Origin of the sequence: Gracilibacillus oryzae (assembly GCF_009498735.1) — a bacterium.
Lineage (GTDB): Bacteria > Bacillota > Bacilli > Bacillales > Amphibacillaceae > Gracilibacillus > Gracilibacillus oryzae.
Window position 1 is genome coordinate 68294 of the sequence record NZ_ML762431.1, and the last position, 16406, is coordinate 84699.

The following is a 16406-nucleotide window of genomic DNA, read 5'->3' on the forward strand; positions in this document are numbered from 1 at the left end:
ACTATGCTTTCCATTTATAGTAAAGGGACATAAAGCACCAAATCGCCAGTGGAAGGGCCACTGCGCCAATAAGCATACTCGTTAAAATTCCGACGATACTGCCTGAGTCATCCGTAATAAATAAAATAATGGTAAATCCCAAAATAAGAAAAAGGGCTGGTAAACTTTTCATAAACCTCACTAACCCTATTCTTCCCTCTGCCTTCCATTTATTTTTGTAAATAGTCAGTACAGTCCAAGTAGCTGGTATCGCAATGACGCTGAGAATGACAGCAATATAGGTAATGGTTGTTTGTAAAGCACCTGTGCTTATGAATGTGCCAAGACATAGGAGTAAGATTATCGTGACGATTGATATCGTGAACCATTTCAGTGAACTTCCTAAATTATCATGTTTTTCCACCACTGTCTCACGATCACTGTAAATCGGCTTTGTACCTGGCAAGGCACGAAATAAGTGAATATTTCCTTGTGAGGTAACATGTGTCCAACCAGAGGAAGTGAAAAAGTCAAAGTATTCTTCTGCATCCTCCTCGTTTACTGTTCGATAATCGACGCTATAAATATAATCAGCACTTTCTCCCTTTTCGAGGGTGTATCCCATGAATTTAAAGTCACGGACGTGCCATCCTTTCAAGGAAAGTTTCCGTAACTTTTCCATATCCTTATTTTCTGAAAAAGCTAACCCGCCTGACATCACATACTTTGTCTTACTCATTCTTCTGCCTCCCTTAATCCCGTCTCCGCTAGTTGGATCATCAATTTCCGCAGCTTCACATCTGCCTCCAGTACTTCTTTACCTTTTTCTGTAAGAAGATAGGTTTTTCGTCTTGGCTCAGATCCGTCATAGAGATAAATCCACTCTTGTTTTAATAACTTCTTAATGATGGTATACATGGAAGCAGGACCTATAGTGATGACGCCATGTGTTCGCTCTTCAACCAGGCTCATGATAGCATATCCGTGTCTGGGTTTGGTTAGTGCCGCCATAATATTAAACATGGAATCTGTTAATTGCTCCGTTGTTTTCAACCGATCACCCCCTATATCATTTTATGATGTATCACAAAATGATACATATGATTATTTTTAATATATCACTTTATGATATAGTTGTCCAGAGTTATATCATAAAGTGATATATTTAAAGGGAGTTTCGATAAATGTGAAGGATTTGGTTCTTGGATTTTGCGGCAGGACTTGGAGTTTTTTTGTTATGATGCCTTCATAGCATCATAACTTGCGGATGTGCTCGGAGTTTTGACGCTATGACTGCTTCATACCTTCATAACTGACTGGAGTACATAAAGTTATGACGCTATGATCGCTTCATACCATCATAACTGACAGGAGCGCATGAAGTTTTGACTTTATGATCACTTCATACCATCATAACTGACAGGAGTGCATAAAGTTTTGACGCTATGATCGCTTCCTACCATCATAACTGCCTGGAGCGCTCGGAGTTTTGACGCTATGATCGCTTCCTACCATCATAACTGCCTGGAGCGCTCGGAGTTTTGACGCTATGACTGCTTCATATCATCATAACTGACTGGAGTACATAAAGTTATGACGCTATGATCGCTTCATACCATCATAACTGCCTGGAGCGCTGGAAGTTTTGACGCTATGACTGCTTTATATCATCATAACTGCCTGGAGCGCTGGAAGTTTTGACGCTATGACTGCTTTATATCATCATAACTGCCTGGAGCGCTGGAAGTTTTGACGCTATGACTGCTTCATATCATCATAACTGACGGGAGTGCATAAAGTTATGACGCTATGATCGCTTCATAGCATCATAACTGACGAGAAGTCATGAAGTTATGCGCTTAAGAACGCTTCATATGAATACACATCAAAGCTTCACTAAAACTTCCGTCCCATCTGAAGCAGTTACATCCACTAGCACTAAGCCTTTATGTTTTTTTAATTCTTTTATGACTGGTTTGAGTAATTTTTTGTCTATCGGTGGAAAAGTGAAAGTTATTTTTTTATCTTGGTTGTCTTCCTCTTGCTTTTTTATCTTTTTGTTCATATATTGCTGAAAACGTTTAGACGTAAGAATAGAAATACCAAGATGCAATGCGGCGTAGGGAATTGGGATAGTGAAGCGAGCATCTTTTGTTTTTATTTTTATTCGCAGCATAAGCAGTTCCTATTCAATGACAATAGAAACTATATCGCCATCTCCTGATTGAATATCAACAATCTGGCCAACCAGCTCGTTATCGATTGCTTCAATAATCAGATTGATGTCAATATCCTTTACGTATTTTTGTGATTCAGGGATTGTTGCTAAGATGCTGTTTCCGGCGACTAACAATGTTTTGACAAGTTTTATCGGAAAATTAACCTTCACATTATCATTATCACTTGAGCTAATACGGACTTTCAATGTTTTCTCTGCATATTTAGAAGATTTTTCAACTTGATTGCTTCCTGCTTCTTTTTCCTTTAATACTTCAATAAGTTCTGATGCTTTTTCTGCATCGATTTTTCCTTCTTGTACCATTGTCAAAATTTGCGTAATTTCTTCTTTCATTCTCCATTCCTCCTATTCCTCTTTTAACAGCCTAATTGCTTCTTCTGCAGAAATTTCTCCATTTGACAGCATTGTAACAACCTTTTTCTCGTCCACTTCATTCTTCTTCTTTGGTTCATAGCCAAGTGATGTGATAATATCTGTAAGTTTTCCTCGTACTGTCGGATACGAGATTCCAAGCTCTTTTTCTACTTCTTTGATGTTTCCTCGACATACCAGGAATACTTCAATAAAATGAAGCTGTTCCTTCGACAAGGAGGAAAAAGAAGAAAACTCAAATTCATTTTCGATTGTTGTCTGGCAGTGAGTACATTGCAGTTTTGTAATTTTTAAAGCATTACTGCAAACAGGGCAATTTGTAATAACTGGATAAGCCATATTCTAATCCTCCCTTTCATTTATTTAAATTATATGATGAAATATTAAAAAAGTAAATAAAAAATATTAATATTATTAATTTTAACTTATATATTATTAATTTTATAATTAAACATATTAAATATAGATTTGTTTCAAAATGAGAGGAGCCTTTTTTTCTTCTAATAAAAACAAAGAAAGAGGAACTCATCCTCTTCCTTTAAATGAATCATATAACAAAACTAACACGCTTCTCCGATCAAGAAGCCCTTTCCTTCCGCTGCAGCAACACTGCGGCAATTACGATCATGCCTTTAAATGCTTCACGAAGGAATGGCGGGACACCGAACAGGTTTAATAAATTATTCATCACACCAATAATTAACATGCCATAAACCGTTCCAAGAATAAATCCCCGCCCGCCTGCCATGCTTGTTCCCCCTACAATCGCTGCAGCAATAGCATCCATTTCCATTCCTCTGCCGGCATTGGAAAAATCCATGGAACCGATCCGTGAAACCTGGATAACCGCTGCAATGGCAACAAGAAATCCCATTAATCCGTATACTCGCAATTTAATTTTATTGACATTGACACCGGAAAGTCTTGCAGCTCTTTCGTTTGAGCCAACAGCAATGATTTGTCTTCCAAAGGTCATTCGTTTCGAAACGTAATAAAGGATAGCAGCAATAATGATCCAATAAATAATTGGCATAAGCATATAATCACCAATTTTGAAACTGGCTATCTGCAGGAAATCCATTGGTACTGTCGTATTCTGCTCTTGCATGAAATGCTGTGTCACACTTCTGAAGATCATCATGGCACCTAATGTAGCAATAAAAGGGGGGACATTCCCTTTTGTAATCGACACACCAATTAATGCACCTAATATATAGCCAAATAACAACACCAATAGGATAGTAACAATAAATGCTGGAGCACCTGATAATCCCACCATACCTAGCAGGCCTCTTGTTCCTGTATCAAGCAGCACCATCGTGAAGGCACCTGTCGCGACAAGAGTAGAACCTACCGCTAAGTCAATTCCTCCTGTCATAATAACAAAGGTCATCCCCAATGCGACAATTCCAATTCCGGCATTGTTTCTTAAAATGTTAATCCAATTGTTTGTCCAAGCCTGAAACCATTCACCAAATGAATCATAATCAAATCCTAACACCAATGTTTGCAAGATAATCATGATGATAAGTGCAATACCTGTGCTAAAAAGTGGTGCGGTGGTCCACTTATGCTTAAACCATTCAAAAAAATTCATCCTGTTCTCGTTACCCGAAACTTTGGTCTCCATATGGCCTTCTCCCCCTTACTTAAGTCAGTTGTCCACCTGTAGCAAGATTCATGATCGTATGCTCATTCATTTTCTCTCCACTGACCTCATCCTGAATCACTCCATGGTACATCACCACTGCACGATCACATACCCGAATAATTTCATGTGCTTCACTGGAGAGCACCACTACTGCAATATTGTCATCAGCAAGCTTGAGAATAATGTCATAGATATCTTCTTTTGCTCCTACATCCACCCCTTGAGTAGGATTATCGAGGATAAGCAATTTCGGACTAGTTGCCAGCCATTTGGCCAGCACTACTTTTTGCTGATTTCCGCCAGACAGACTGGTAATCGAATCGGTAAGTTTCCCCATCTTCAGTCTTAATAAATTACGGTGCTCTTCAAAAGTTTCATGATGTTTCTGTTTATCAATAATTCCTTTTCGGGAAAATTTCGGCCATGTTGCAATCGAAGCATTTTCGATAATATCCATATCTTTGATAATGGCATTTTCCTTTCTGTTACGCGGAAGGTAGGCAATCCCTGCTTCAATCGCCTGATGGGTACTATTTATTTTCACTTCTTTTCCATTTAAGTAAATTCTGCCTGCCGAGACATTCGCTGCACCAAAAATGGATTGAAACAGTTCACTTCGCCCGTCACCCAGAAGCCCTGTAAAGCCAATGACTTCACCAGCTTTTATGGAAAAATGAATATCGCTGAAGTGAGGATAAGATGAGAGTCCCTCCACCCGCAATATTTCCTCACCTGCTTCTCTTTCTCTCACCAAAGATTCTGTTCTCACATCATGTCCCACCATATATCGAGCAAGGTCCTCTGTTGTCACATCATTTACTTTCCCATCTGCCACCAGGTTCCCATCTCGAAGTACCAGGAACCGATCACAAATATTCATCACCTCATTTAACTTGTGTGAGATGAAAATGATGCCAACATTATGTTCTCTCATGGCATTCATCATATGAAAGACTCGCTCGATTTCCCTATCTGTTAAGGAAGTGGTAGGTTCATCCATGATGATGATCGCTGCATTTGTCATCATTGCTCGGCATATTTCCACAATTTGCTTATAGGATGAATCCAGGTCACGGACCATTGTGTTTGGATCTAAATCAACGTTCATCCTATTAAATATTTCCTTTGTCTCCTGATACATCTGTTTTAAATCAAGGCTGCCCCATTTGGTTTTCACTTCTCTGCCAATAAACATATTTTCATAGATCGGCAAATCATTGATTAAATTTAACTCCTGATGAATAAAAGCGATGCCTGCCTTCTGTGAATCCGCTGGTTTATCAAAGAATACCTTTTCCTCATCTACCACAATCGAGCCTGAATCCATTTGGAGGACTCCGCCCAATATATTCATCAGGGTAGATTTTCCTGCACCGTTCTCACCAAGTAATGCACATATTTCGCCACCTTCAAGAGCAAATGAGATGCTTTTCAACACATCATTACTCCCAAATGATTTCACGATATTTTTCATCTCTAAATTCACGCAATCACTTCCAAACTTTTATTAGAAATGTGTAAAAAGAGAGAGGCTACAGCTCTGCCATAACCCCTCCTGTCTGAAACCTTGCCAAAGCCTAGTATGGTGAATTTTCATCTAGGAACTCTTCATAATTCTCTCGATCTACTACAGTTGTTGGAATAATCGTATTCTCTTCGACTTCTTCCCCATTTAAAATTTTCACTGCAACATCAACGGCATCCTTCACCATTGCTGGACTGTATAGTGCTGACTGAATCCAGATATCCTCATTCTCAGGCATCATTTTAAAATATTCCTGCATGCCCCCACCACCAGTTACTACTTGAATGTCATCTCGTCCAGCTTCACTGATCGCTTGCAGAACACCGATTGATGTTTCATCATCCATTGAATATACCGCATCAATTTGATCATTTGCAGTTAGAATATCAGCGAAATCTTTCAATCCGGCTTCACGTGTAAACTCTGTAGCATACTTTTGTATATTCATATCTGGTGCAATTTCAGCGATTGTCTCTTCAAATCCTTTCAATCGCAACTCAGATACAGAGCCTGAAGATGGCACCTCAAGTACGACAACATTTCCTTCTGTACCAATTTTGTCTACAATATAGTTGGCTCCTTGCACACCCATATCTTCGTTATCACCAGCCACTCGGTACACACCTTCCGCATCAATGGCAATATCGAAGTTGACAACCTCGATACCAGCATCTAATGCTCGCTGGATCGGAACTTCCATACCTTCCCACTGTGGAAATGCCACAATAGCTTCTGCTCCCCAAGTCATCAGGTCATCTAATTGTGCCGTCATTTCTTCTGCACCACTACTTGTATGAATCTGGTAATCTATCTCATCAGATAATTCTTCAGCCCGGGACTCTGCATGATAGGCAACAGCCGCAACCCAACCATGTGTAACGGCTGGTGCAAGAATACCGACTTTGTATTTCTCACCTTCTTCACCTTCACTAGTTTCACTGCTTTCACTATCATTCGCTTCTGATTCGCTGTCTGTATTGTCTGTCTGGTTATTTTCTGTTTCATCACCACTTTCTGTATTACTGTCTGGGGTATCCTCTCCTCCACATGCGCTTAGTACTGTGACCAATACAAATACGAAAAGTAAATATAAAATCTTTTTCACTTTAAAAACCTCCCTTTTATTTTTCATCTATCTATATAAAAAATGGTAACAACTAACTAGTTGATTATATGTAAGGGATTGCAGAAATATTTTAGGGAGTTTTCAGGAAAGGATGTGAATATTTCTACGCTCCAAAAGATGGGCTCAGACTATCCTGTAAAAAGCTGATTAAGATGCTAATATTATCCATAAATATTAACTAGATTAAATGGTAATAAAGTATTATAATAAAATCCTTAAGGGGGACTTACATATCATGAAAAAACGCAAAAAACTAAGCATTATTACCCTTTTAGCTATTTCATTAGCTGCATGCAGCAACACGAATGATGATGAAGTAGTAAAAGAAGCAGAAGCTGCGGAACAAGCCGAAGCAGTGGAAGCAGGGGGACAAACAGAGACAGCAGCCAAAGAAGAGACTACTGCTGAAGAAAAGAATGGAAATAAGTTAGGTATTGGTGTTTTAAAAGGTGATCAGCATTGGCAAGATGGGCTGACCATTTATGAAATGGTGCCACAAGAATCAGGGCATTATGTTGTTACTGGTTCAAACAGATATGGAGAAATATTCGGTGTATTAGATGAGAATCTGGAATGGATGATTGAACCAAATTTTGAGATTGCAGATATAACGACATTTGCCGACGGTCTTATCGGTGTTGCGATTTGGGATAGCAGACCTGTAAGAGCAGGAGCAGATGAAGGCGATAACGAACTGTGGGGCTTTGTCAATGAAGATGGAGAATGGGCTATCGAACCTCAATATCGTGAGGTTGGCGAATTTTCAGAGGGACTGGCTTATGCCTTGACGATTGAAGAAGATCGTGATGATTTAGCAAATGCGCGCGGAATCATTATTGATAAAAAAGGCAACGAAATAGCCGAGGTTCTTCCATCAACAGATTACTATAAATATGAAGATATTGAGGATTATGCAGTATACCCGAAATTCTTGAATGGAACAATGGATGTACTTATAGATGAGGATTCAGATCAGCATCTGATTGTAGATAGTGAAGGCAATCTATTTGACTTCCCTGTTAATGTGACAGATTACTTTGTAAATGGGCATGAAGTTTACCAAGTTATTCAGGAAAACGATTGGAAAAGCAACATCTACAAAACGGATGTGAAGGTAAATGATGCGAGCATCACTCCTGTTGAAATAACCGGATTTGATTATAGTTCACTAAAGTTTCATGACACGGAATTTTTTGCTAGAAATAAATTATTTGAAATTCAAGCTTTCTCTGATGATTATCAAACTCAACTTAGATTGTATAATGTAGAAGGTCAAAAAGTATTTGAATATACAGCAGGTACACTCTATCAATTAGAATTGAGATTTCAGGGAGAAGATTGGGTAATCTATGAAAACCCTGAAATAAAATTTGATAACCCAGACGAGAATGGTTATGATGAAGCAAAAACATTTGTCTATATTGACAGCGAAGGAAACAGCCAGGAATTCATCTTAAAATATAATTGGGAATTAGCTGAATACAAAGACCGTTACTGGGAAGAAGGAACGGAATACGCTGTTTTAAAAACATTTGATGGTGAAATACTTCTTGGTGAAGAAGAGAAAGTCTTTATGGATGAAGTTGAACATGGAGATGGGAATCCCATCGTATCGGTAAAATATAGAGCAAACAGTGAATCCACTGATATGCTGCCTGGTTTTGTAAACCTGGAAACTGGTGAATTAATTACACTGGAACAATTCACTATTATAGAGATGGAAGAATAATTATTTGTAGAAAATAACTCTGCTATATAAATGGTAGAGTTATTTTTTGTGGCTAGTATTGTTGCATTAACTTAATAAGTAGAAGCTTTAAAATATCATCTCTACAAAAACCATTTTCATCAAAAAAAGGACAGTCAACTCCCTGAACAAGAGCCCACTGTCCGCACACCAATATCAATTCTTTCTTTTCACTTGGTCAGATCCCCATCGACTTCTTCCCCATTCAGCACGAGTCTGTAAGAAATATTCGCACTTAGTGAATCAGAAACAGAGCAATATTTCTCTTCTCCTAAGCGAATCGCTCGCCATATTTTCTTGCTGTCGATTTCTCCGTCAACCGTGAATGTCACCACAATATCGGTGAACCCTTTAGGAGCTTCCTCTTTTCTTATGCCGTCTGTCTCAATGTCAATCTTAGAAACCTTGTCTAAATGAGGACGCAGAATCATCGTGACATCAATGCCGATGCAGCCGGCCAAAGAGCTTAACAGCATCTCCGTAGGTGTAGCGCCTTTTCCTAAGCCGCCATATGCTTCAGTTGCATCCATATTTATTTCGTAACCAGAATCACCTTTTGCGGTAAATGCTCTGCCGCCTGTCCATATTGTTGTTACTTTCATAATATCCATCCTTTTTTAATAGTTTAAGCTTGTTCCTGGTCCAACCGGAATACCCAGTAAGTACCAGATCACGAAGAAGAGCGTCCATACCACGAGTATTGCAATGGAATGTGGCAGCATTAACGACACCACAGTCCCGACCCCATTCTTCTTACCATAGCGTTGGGCAAAGGCGACAACTAACGGGAAGAAAGGCATAAGTGGTGAAATGATATTTGTAGATGCATCCCCAACCCGATAGGCAACCTGTGTTACTTCAGGCGAAATACCCATTTGCATAAACATCGGTACAAATACCGGTGCCATAATCGCCCACTTCGCTGTATCTGCCGCGATAAATATATTGATAATTGTTGTAATAATGATTAAGGCTATGAGCAGGAATATCCCATCCAGCTGAATGGCTTCTAGCACGTTGGCACCTTTCACTGCAATAATAGTACCTAAGTTCGTGTAATTGAACAGTGCTACAAATTGAGCCGCAAAGAAAATAAGCACAATAAATCCAGCCATTGTTTCCAGTGAAGAGGTCATTAATCCTGCTACATCTTTATCATTACGAACCGTTTTGGTAATAATACCATACACAATCCCCGGAACAAGGAAGATCAGCATCATTAAAAAGATAATACTGCTCATAAAGGGCGAAGAAGTGAGACTGCCATCTTCTCCACGTAATGGTGCATTTTCCGGAATAACTAATAAAGCAATCGCCACAACGGTGACTAAAATAGAAACATTTGCCCAGCGCAGTCCTTTTTTCTCCAGTGGTGTGACAGTTGTCTTATCCTCATTTCCATCATTTGTTGGTATATATTCACCTAATTTGGGCTCGACCAGTTTATCCGTAATCAGTGTACCCAGAATCACAATTAAAAAGGTCGAAGCAAACATAAAAAACCAGTTGTCAGTAGGATTGACCACATAGCCTGCATCCAATATTCTGGCAGCTTCTGTGGAGAGACCAGCCAGGATAGGATCATTCGTTCCAATAATTAAGTTGGCAGAATATCCACCCGACACCCCTGCAAATGCTGCCGAAAGACCTGCGAGTGGGTGACGTTTAAAACCTAAGAAGATAATAGCTCCGAGCGGCACGAGTACAACATAACCAACAGACGCAGCAATATTGGATAATACCCCCATCAAAACAACGATCGGTGTTACCCATTTTTTCGGCGCTTTTGAGACGGTATTTGTCATGATAGCACTGATGTAACCACTCTTCTCCGCCACACCAACCCCCAGCATCGCGACCAACACAGGACCCAACGCGACGAAGGAAGTGAAATTATTGACGACACTTGAGAAAAGGTGAGCAATTCCTTCAGAAGTTAGCAGACTGACCGCTTGAACCGTAAGCATCTCCAGTTCATCCGTTTCACTGTTAACTCCCCTGAAAGAAACAGAAACCCCCATCAGGTAAAGAATATGTGATATAACAATAACAGCTAAAGTAAATAGAACAAATATCGTAACAGGATGAGGTAGCTTATTACCGATTCTCTCTATTTTATCCAGAAGCTCCACGGTATTAAATTTTCTTTGTTTTTCCATCGTTATCCCCCCTAAGAAGTAAAATTAGTACATTCCCTAGTATACAGATGTGTATTATGAAGTCTAGCATGTTGCTCTGTATGGAAGACGTCGCTTGCAGTCGCAGCATTTGTTGAGAAAACCAAAACAATCAAGAGACTATATGGCGGCTTTTGAGACAGAACAAGATATATTAGATCTGGAGATAGAAAGAGATATTCTTATTAGGATGTCTGTTTTAGTCCATTTTTTCAGCAAAATAATTTTACAGCATAATTCTTATCGAAAGAGAAATAATAAGTATGTTCTTACCTTTATTACAGTAGGAGGTTAGACAAATGGGCAAAGCATTTCAACCGAAAGATACAGGAAAATTAACGAATGAAGAATATGGCACGAAGAAAGACAGAAGAAAAGAAGAAGCTCTGACTTCTAACGGTACAGAACCAATTACACACTTAAAAAAATAATTACTGCTAATTGTTCGGCGGGCACTATTGCGTGCCCGCCTTTTTTGCTAAGAATTGATGATAGACTCTTTCCATTTATCATGTTCAGTAAGATCACATTACATATAGAAATGAAGAGCGAATGGCCTTCCCTGCCACTCCAAGATTGCCCAGGAAATAACAGACACATTTAGTAAGACGCGACTTACAAATAATGAACACAGGGATAAATGTGAATAAATGTCCAATATAAGTGGATATTAACTAATAACATGAAATTTGGAGGATTACGATATGCGAGAAGAAAAAAATGTAAGGCTGACAGCATCTGAAATTTCAGTCATTTGGAGCAGCTATCAAAACAACAGTTTTTCTATATGTATTTTGAAATATTTTTTAGCTAATGTGGAGGATCCTGATATAAAGTCCGTTCTGCAATTCGCATTAGATGTATCAGTAAAAAATTTAAACCTGAGTAAAGAAATACTACAGAATGACAATCAGCCAATGCCCATTGGTTTTACTGAGGACGATGTGAGCTCGAACGCACCCCGTTTATTTTCCGATTCGTTTTATTTATATTATCTTAAAAATATGTCCAAAGTCGGGTTATCTGTTTACGGTGTAGCCTTATCAATTGCTGCACATCACGATGTCCGTCAGAACTTAAGTCAAGCGATACAAACTTCAACAGAGTTGTATAATAAAACAGCTGATATACTATTATCAAAAGGCTTATTTGTCAGGCCACCTTATGTGACAACACTTAACCATGTGGACTTTATTGACAAAAAGAGTTATTTAGGCGGCATACTAAATATTAACAACAATAATCGTCCATTGAATGTTGTAGAAATTACTCACATTGAAGCAAATGTAGACACAAACTCTGTAGGGAAAACGGTTATGGCAGGTTTTGCTCAGGTTGCTCAGTCGAAAAAAGTCAGAAACTATTGTCTCAAAGGGAAGGAAATAGCAACAAAACATACGCAAGTCTTTACTACAATGTTAACAGATGATGACTTGCCCTCCCCAACGCCTTGGGACTTGGAAATATCTGACTCAACCATCTCACCATTTTCGGATAAATTAATTATGTTCCATACATCATTGATCATTGCCTCAAGTATCTCCAATTACGCAACGGCCTCAGCTGCCAGTTTAAGAACAGATATTGCCACTTCTTATGTCCGTCTGACAACAGAAGCTGCTCAATTTGCAAAAGACGGAGTCGACATAATGATTAAAAATGAATGGTTAGAACAGCCTCCTCAAATCCCAAATCATAAAGGGTTAGCAAAAAGGTGAAAATAAACAGGGATAGGTCTTGTAGACTTATCCTCAGCATGTGTATCAAATGGGAAAAGGGGCACCAGAAAGCAGCCCCTTTTCTTCGCATTATTCCCCAGGAAATAACAGACACTTTCCTTATTCGATAATTTGCAGCTCTTTCGGGAATTTCGTCAGTGTTTCACAACCATCTTTTGTAACAAGGACATCATCTTCAATTCGAACTCCGCCGATCCCAGAAATATAGATCCCCGGCTCGATCGTATAGACCATTCCTTCTTTTAAGAGACCATCGTTTAAGTGACTCATCGATGGAAACTCGTGTACATTAATTCCCAATCCATGGCCAAGTCGATGTGGAAAATAATCGCCATAGCCTGCTTCAGTAATAATATTTCTTGCGGTTTTATCCAGATCCCCAATACGAGTACCTGGCTTACTTGCATCAACGGCAGCTAGTTCTGCTTTTAATACCGTTTCATAGATGTCTCTCTGTTTGTCCGTTACTGATTTATAAGCAACCGTTCTTGTGATGTCTGAGCAGTATCCATCAACAACAACACCTAAATCAAATAACACCAAATCTCCTGGCTTCAACTCGCGATTTCCAGGATTGCCATGCGGGTCACTGCTCTTCTCCCCGAACAACACCATCGTAGAAAAAGACATATCGCGCACACCTTTTTTCTTGAGTTCATACTCAATCGTGGCCAATACCTCCATCTCCGTGATACCTTCCTGCAAGGCCTCTACACCTACTTGCACACCATAATCGGCCATTTCGGCAGCCCGCTTCACAATGGCTATTTCGCTATCATCTTTCACAACACGCATTTCATTTAGTTGATCTTCTGCAGCTACCACCTCAGCATTTGCAAAAAGGTCAAGAAAAGCGGTGGCACGCTTAAATGTAAGCACCTCATCTTCAAAAGACACCTTTTTCGCTCTGGACAGATTTCTTGCTTCTATCACTTCTTCTATATTGTCCCATGGGTTTTCATGGTCTGAGTATCTAATGATTTCGTATTGCCAGCCTGCTTTCTTTAATTGCCCCTCTTCCATTGCAGGTAATATAAAGACAGGTTCAGACTGCTTAAATACAAGCACCCCCATCAACCGTTCATGCGGGTCTGTATAGAAATTGGAATAATAATAGACATTTTCTGTTGAGTTAATAAACAGAACGTCAATATCTTCCTTTTTCAACCAATTTGTTACTGTTTCTAATCGTTTATTCATTTTTTGAAAACTCCTAACTAATCATTCCGTTAATCTTAAACGGATTATTCAATTTAAATGCTATCGTATCGCAGTCAGCTTGTCTAACTTATTGTTTCCAGATATGCATTTTCTCTTTTGATGCACCTAATAGTATATGGAAGAAAGGTTTCAATGATACAATACAGTTAACTAAATGAAAAGGAGAATTGAAAATGAAATCTATTACAAAAAAACGGACGAAAGCCTTTCTTATTGACCTGGCCATTTCAACTGCAGTTACTTTTAGTGTGGAATATTTCTTACGGAAAAAGGTGAAAAATGAAGCTGTTCATAATGTGGTAACGCCAACTGTCGTCATGTGGGCACTTGAATATACTCAACTAAGAAAGAGTGGACAAACCATTGGCTACAAGAAAATGGGCCTGGCACTTACCGATAAAGATAATAGAGTATTGTCACCCAATCAAATTGTGAAACGTATGGCATACAGGGATACCGTGAGCACGTTTGATTATATGAAAAACGCGAAGACATTTGAAAAGCAAGACGGAGCTGTATTTCCTCATGACCGTTATGCTGGAACGGTTGTCAGAGAGGTGGAATGACTACTAAAGCGCCCCCATCCTCCCTTTAACAGAAAATAAACCATTGATAATGATTTTCATTCACTGTAGAATAGTTATAGCTAAATGCGATAACGAAAGCGGGGAGTATGATGGAGCGTATCAATTTCTCAACCGATGCTGTGACAACAGAAGAAGAGCTTCGGGAAATAGTAGGAACACCACACGAATATGTTATCAAGAAAAATGTCTCAGTCATCGATGAGCATTGCAAGAGATTTATTGAAATGTCACCATTGTTTTTTCTTTCGTCGTCAAATGCGGAGGGACAATGCGATGTCTCGCCAAAAGGGGACTTTCCATCGGGGGTTAAGGTATTGAACAACAAGCAGTTGGTGATTCCAGATCGGCCAGGAAATAAACGGGTAGACTCGATCATTAATATGTTATCCAACCCGCATATAGGGCTATTGTTCCTTATTCCAGGGCTTGGTGAGGTGCTCCGCATTAATGGTCGTGCCACCATAATAAAAAATCCGGATATTTTAAGCAGCATGACATTTAAAGGAAAGCCACCATTACTTGGAATTGGCGTGGATGTCGAAGAGTGCTTTATCCACTGCCCTCGCGCTCTGAAACAATCTAAAGCATGGGACACGGACTCATGGCCAGACAAAGCAGATCTGCCTTCCAGTTTGGAAATATTTCATGCAGCATTACAGCACAATGGAGTGGAATTGGTGAAGAAATAGAGGCAAAAAAAGCGGGCTTTATTCTGTTTAGCCCGCTCCACCTGCTATTTGTATGGAATCTTTTAAATTTCAATCAAATATTACAGCTTTGCCTTCTTTACGCAGTTTTTGCAGAGATGTAAGCATATGATTTATTTGTTCATCGGAATGTCTTTCCCACGAACCTAATTCAGCTACTATTTTCAAAGGTGATTTAGACCGATAAGAACGGGTTGGATTCCCCGGAAATCTTTTGTCAGTTACATTAGGATCATCTTCAAAATCACCTAATGGTTCGACAACGTATATTCTTTCTTTTGAGTCAGATGCTGCTAATTCGGCGCCCCATTTAGCCGCGTCTAATGCAGCCGTGAAGTATATATGATTCGATTTTTTGTCTTGATAATTTGATAAGTGCTGCGGTTTTAAAAGATCGCCAATTTTCAGCTCTGCTTTCGTACCATGAAAGAATGGACCATTATCTATTACCTTTTTCGTGCCATCCATACTCATACACCTCATTTTTTGGATTTGTCTATCTAATTATAGGGCAGGAATTTTTTAAGATGTAGTCTATAATTTAATTTCCATAAGGTGTATAATGGAAGTAGAGAGAACGATAATTATCTATATTTAAGCCCCTTATCACGATCCCTAAACTTCTCGCCTCCCAATGATGCTTCACTTATCTTCCCTTCACCGCAATCCATTCATAAACATCTGGGAAATTTGCGCTCCATATTCTATCAAATGATCACTGTTCAATGTTTTACTCCTTAACCCCTCTGTAAAAATATGCATATACATCTTTAAAACTTCATCAGAATATGCCGGATTGATTTTTCCCTCTGTGCGTCCTTTTTGGAACAGTCTTAACATTAATTGATCCGTTATCTCCTGGATATTCTGATCCATAAACGATGTGTCACTTTGAAACTGCTGCATTACATTTTGCAGAAAAACAGCTGACATACTATCAATGTTTTGCATTTTGTATTGCGTAAGTTCAATATACGTTTGTTCAAATGATAATTCACTTTCAATTAAACGATCATAATCTTCCATGATGGAGGTAAGGTAATTCCGAATGGTAGTATTCACCAGATTCTCTTTTGAATGGTAATAATTAAACAACGTTACTTTACTTGCCCCGGCATCTTTTGCAATTTCCTCCATCGTGATCTGGGCAATTTCCTTTTGATTCAGCAGCTTAAATGCAGCTTCTTCAATACTTTTCATTTTTGCCTCACGTCTTAACTCAAACCCGCTTTTCTTCATCTTGTCACCACATTTTTGTTTTATTCATATCTTTATTTTACTTTATATTATGAACTTATTCAAACTTTTTAGTTAAAAATTAATTGAAATTCTCCCT

19 protein-coding genes are annotated in these 16406 nt (G+C 39.0%); 6 read left to right on the plus strand and 13 right to left on the minus strand.

Annotation, left to right across the window (positions count from 1 at the left end; all coding sequences use genetic code 11):
• Window position 1: 1 nt before the first annotated feature.
• The 8 genes from F9U64_RS11745 to F9U64_RS11780 form a co-directional block, all read right to left on the minus strand.
• Complete coding sequence (locus F9U64_RS11745) at window positions 2-718, minus strand: DUF2812 domain-containing protein (RefSeq protein WP_153403629.1); 717 nt, start codon at window positions 716-718, stop codon at window positions 2-4.
• Entirely contained in the window at window positions 715-1032 is a 318-nt protein-coding gene (locus F9U64_RS11750) for a PadR family transcriptional regulator (RefSeq protein ID WP_153403631.1), read from the minus strand. Before F9U64_RS11750 ends, F9U64_RS11745 begins: the two co-directional genes overlap by 4 nt.
• Window positions 1033-1864: 832 nt before the next feature.
• Window positions 1865-2155, minus strand: a complete 291-nt coding sequence (locus F9U64_RS11755; RefSeq protein ID WP_153403633.1) for a hypothetical protein — start codon at window positions 2153-2155, stop codon at window positions 1865-1867.
• A gap of 9 nt (window positions 2156-2164) precedes the next feature.
• The gene (locus tag F9U64_RS11760; protein WP_153403635.1) at window positions 2165-2551 is read right to left on the minus strand and encodes an SHOCT-like domain-containing protein; all 387 of its coding nucleotides are present in this window, start codon (window positions 2549-2551) and stop codon (window positions 2165-2167) included.
• Window positions 2552-2563: 12 nt separating this feature from the next.
• On the minus strand, window positions 2564-2929 hold the full coding sequence (locus tag F9U64_RS11765) for a DUF2089 domain-containing protein (RefSeq protein WP_153403637.1): 366 nt from the start codon (window positions 2927-2929) through the stop codon (window positions 2564-2566).
• A gap of 238 nt (window positions 2930-3167) precedes the next feature.
• Window positions 3168-4220 (minus strand): ABC transporter permease, encoded by a 1053-nt coding sequence (locus F9U64_RS11770; protein ID WP_194287353.1) that lies wholly within the window; start codon window positions 4218-4220, stop codon window positions 3168-3170.
• Between the two features lie 19 nt (window positions 4221-4239).
• Complete coding sequence (locus tag F9U64_RS11775; RefSeq protein ID WP_153403639.1) at window positions 4240-5727, minus strand: sugar ABC transporter ATP-binding protein; 1488 nt, start codon at window positions 5725-5727, stop codon at window positions 4240-4242.
• Window positions 5728-5818: 91 nt separating this feature from the next.
• The gene (locus F9U64_RS11780) at window positions 5819-6871 is read right to left on the minus strand and encodes an ABC transporter substrate-binding protein (RefSeq protein ID WP_228275684.1); all 1053 of its coding nucleotides are present in this window, start codon (window positions 6869-6871) and stop codon (window positions 5819-5821) included.
• A 256-nt stretch (window positions 6872-7127) separates the two neighbouring features.
• On the opposite strand from F9U64_RS11780, the gene F9U64_RS11785 reads away from it, so the two are divergent.
• Window positions 7128-8621 (plus strand): WG repeat-containing protein, encoded by a 1494-nt coding sequence (locus F9U64_RS11785; protein ID WP_194287354.1) that lies wholly within the window; start codon window positions 7128-7130, stop codon window positions 8619-8621.
• A 188-nt stretch (window positions 8622-8809) separates the two neighbouring features.
• Here F9U64_RS11785 and F9U64_RS11790 read toward each other — a convergent pair whose 3' ends face one another.
• Together F9U64_RS11790 and F9U64_RS11795 are read right to left on the minus strand one after the other, a co-directional pair.
• Window positions 8810-9241 carry an OsmC family protein gene (locus tag F9U64_RS11790; protein WP_153403643.1) on the minus strand — a complete coding sequence of 144 codons (432 nt, stop codon included), beginning with the start codon at window positions 9239-9241 and terminating at the stop codon, window positions 8810-8812.
• A 15-nt stretch (window positions 9242-9256) separates the two neighbouring features.
• Entirely contained in the window at window positions 9257-10798 is a 1542-nt protein-coding gene (locus tag F9U64_RS11795; protein WP_194287355.1) for an AbgT family transporter, read from the minus strand.
• 94 nt (window positions 10799-10892) lie between these two features.
• Between F9U64_RS11795 and F9U64_RS23010 the strand changes: the two genes are divergently transcribed.
• The 3 genes from F9U64_RS23010 to F9U64_RS11805 all read left to right on the plus strand — a co-directional run bounded on the left by F9U64_RS23010 (window position 10893) and on the right by F9U64_RS11805 (window position 12534).
• Entirely contained in the window at window positions 10893-11111 is a 219-nt protein-coding gene (locus tag F9U64_RS23010) for a hypothetical protein (protein WP_153403646.1), read from the plus strand.
• Window positions 11112-11115: 4 nt separating this feature from the next.
• Window positions 11116-11247 (plus strand): hypothetical protein, encoded by a 132-nt coding sequence (locus F9U64_RS23370; RefSeq protein WP_266095250.1) that lies wholly within the window; start codon window positions 11116-11118, stop codon window positions 11245-11247.
• A gap of 273 nt (window positions 11248-11520) precedes the next feature.
• On the plus strand, window positions 11521-12534 hold the full coding sequence (locus F9U64_RS11805; protein WP_153403648.1) for a DUF3231 family protein: 1014 nt from the start codon (window positions 11521-11523) through the stop codon (window positions 12532-12534).
• A 120-nt stretch (window positions 12535-12654) separates the two neighbouring features.
• On the opposite strand, the gene F9U64_RS11810 is transcribed toward F9U64_RS11805, so the two are convergent.
• The gene (locus F9U64_RS11810) at window positions 12655-13755 is read right to left on the minus strand and encodes a M24 family metallopeptidase (RefSeq protein WP_153403650.1); all 1101 of its coding nucleotides are present in this window, start codon (window positions 13753-13755) and stop codon (window positions 12655-12657) included.
• Window positions 13756-13949: 194 nt separating this feature from the next.
• On the opposite strand from F9U64_RS11810, the gene F9U64_RS11815 reads away from it, so the two are divergent.
• Complete coding sequence (locus tag F9U64_RS11815) at window positions 13950-14342, plus strand: RDD family protein (protein ID WP_153403652.1); 393 nt, start codon at window positions 13950-13952, stop codon at window positions 14340-14342.
• A 110-nt stretch (window positions 14343-14452) separates the two neighbouring features.
• The gene (locus F9U64_RS11820; RefSeq protein WP_153403654.1) at window positions 14453-15052 is read left to right on the plus strand and encodes an MSMEG_1061 family FMN-dependent PPOX-type flavoprotein; all 600 of its coding nucleotides are present in this window, start codon (window positions 14453-14455) and stop codon (window positions 15050-15052) included.
• A 69-nt stretch (window positions 15053-15121) separates the two neighbouring features.
• On the opposite strand, the gene arr is transcribed toward F9U64_RS11820, so the two are convergent.
• Window positions 15122-15544 (minus strand): NAD(+)--rifampin ADP-ribosyltransferase, encoded by a 423-nt coding sequence (gene arr / locus F9U64_RS11825; RefSeq protein WP_407647320.1) that lies wholly within the window; start codon window positions 15542-15544, stop codon window positions 15122-15124.
• Window positions 15545-15727: 183 nt separating this feature from the next.
• Complete coding sequence (locus F9U64_RS11830) at window positions 15728-16309, minus strand: TetR/AcrR family transcriptional regulator (RefSeq protein ID WP_153403658.1); 582 nt, start codon at window positions 16307-16309, stop codon at window positions 15728-15730.
• Window positions 16310-16406 lie beyond the last annotated feature (97 nt).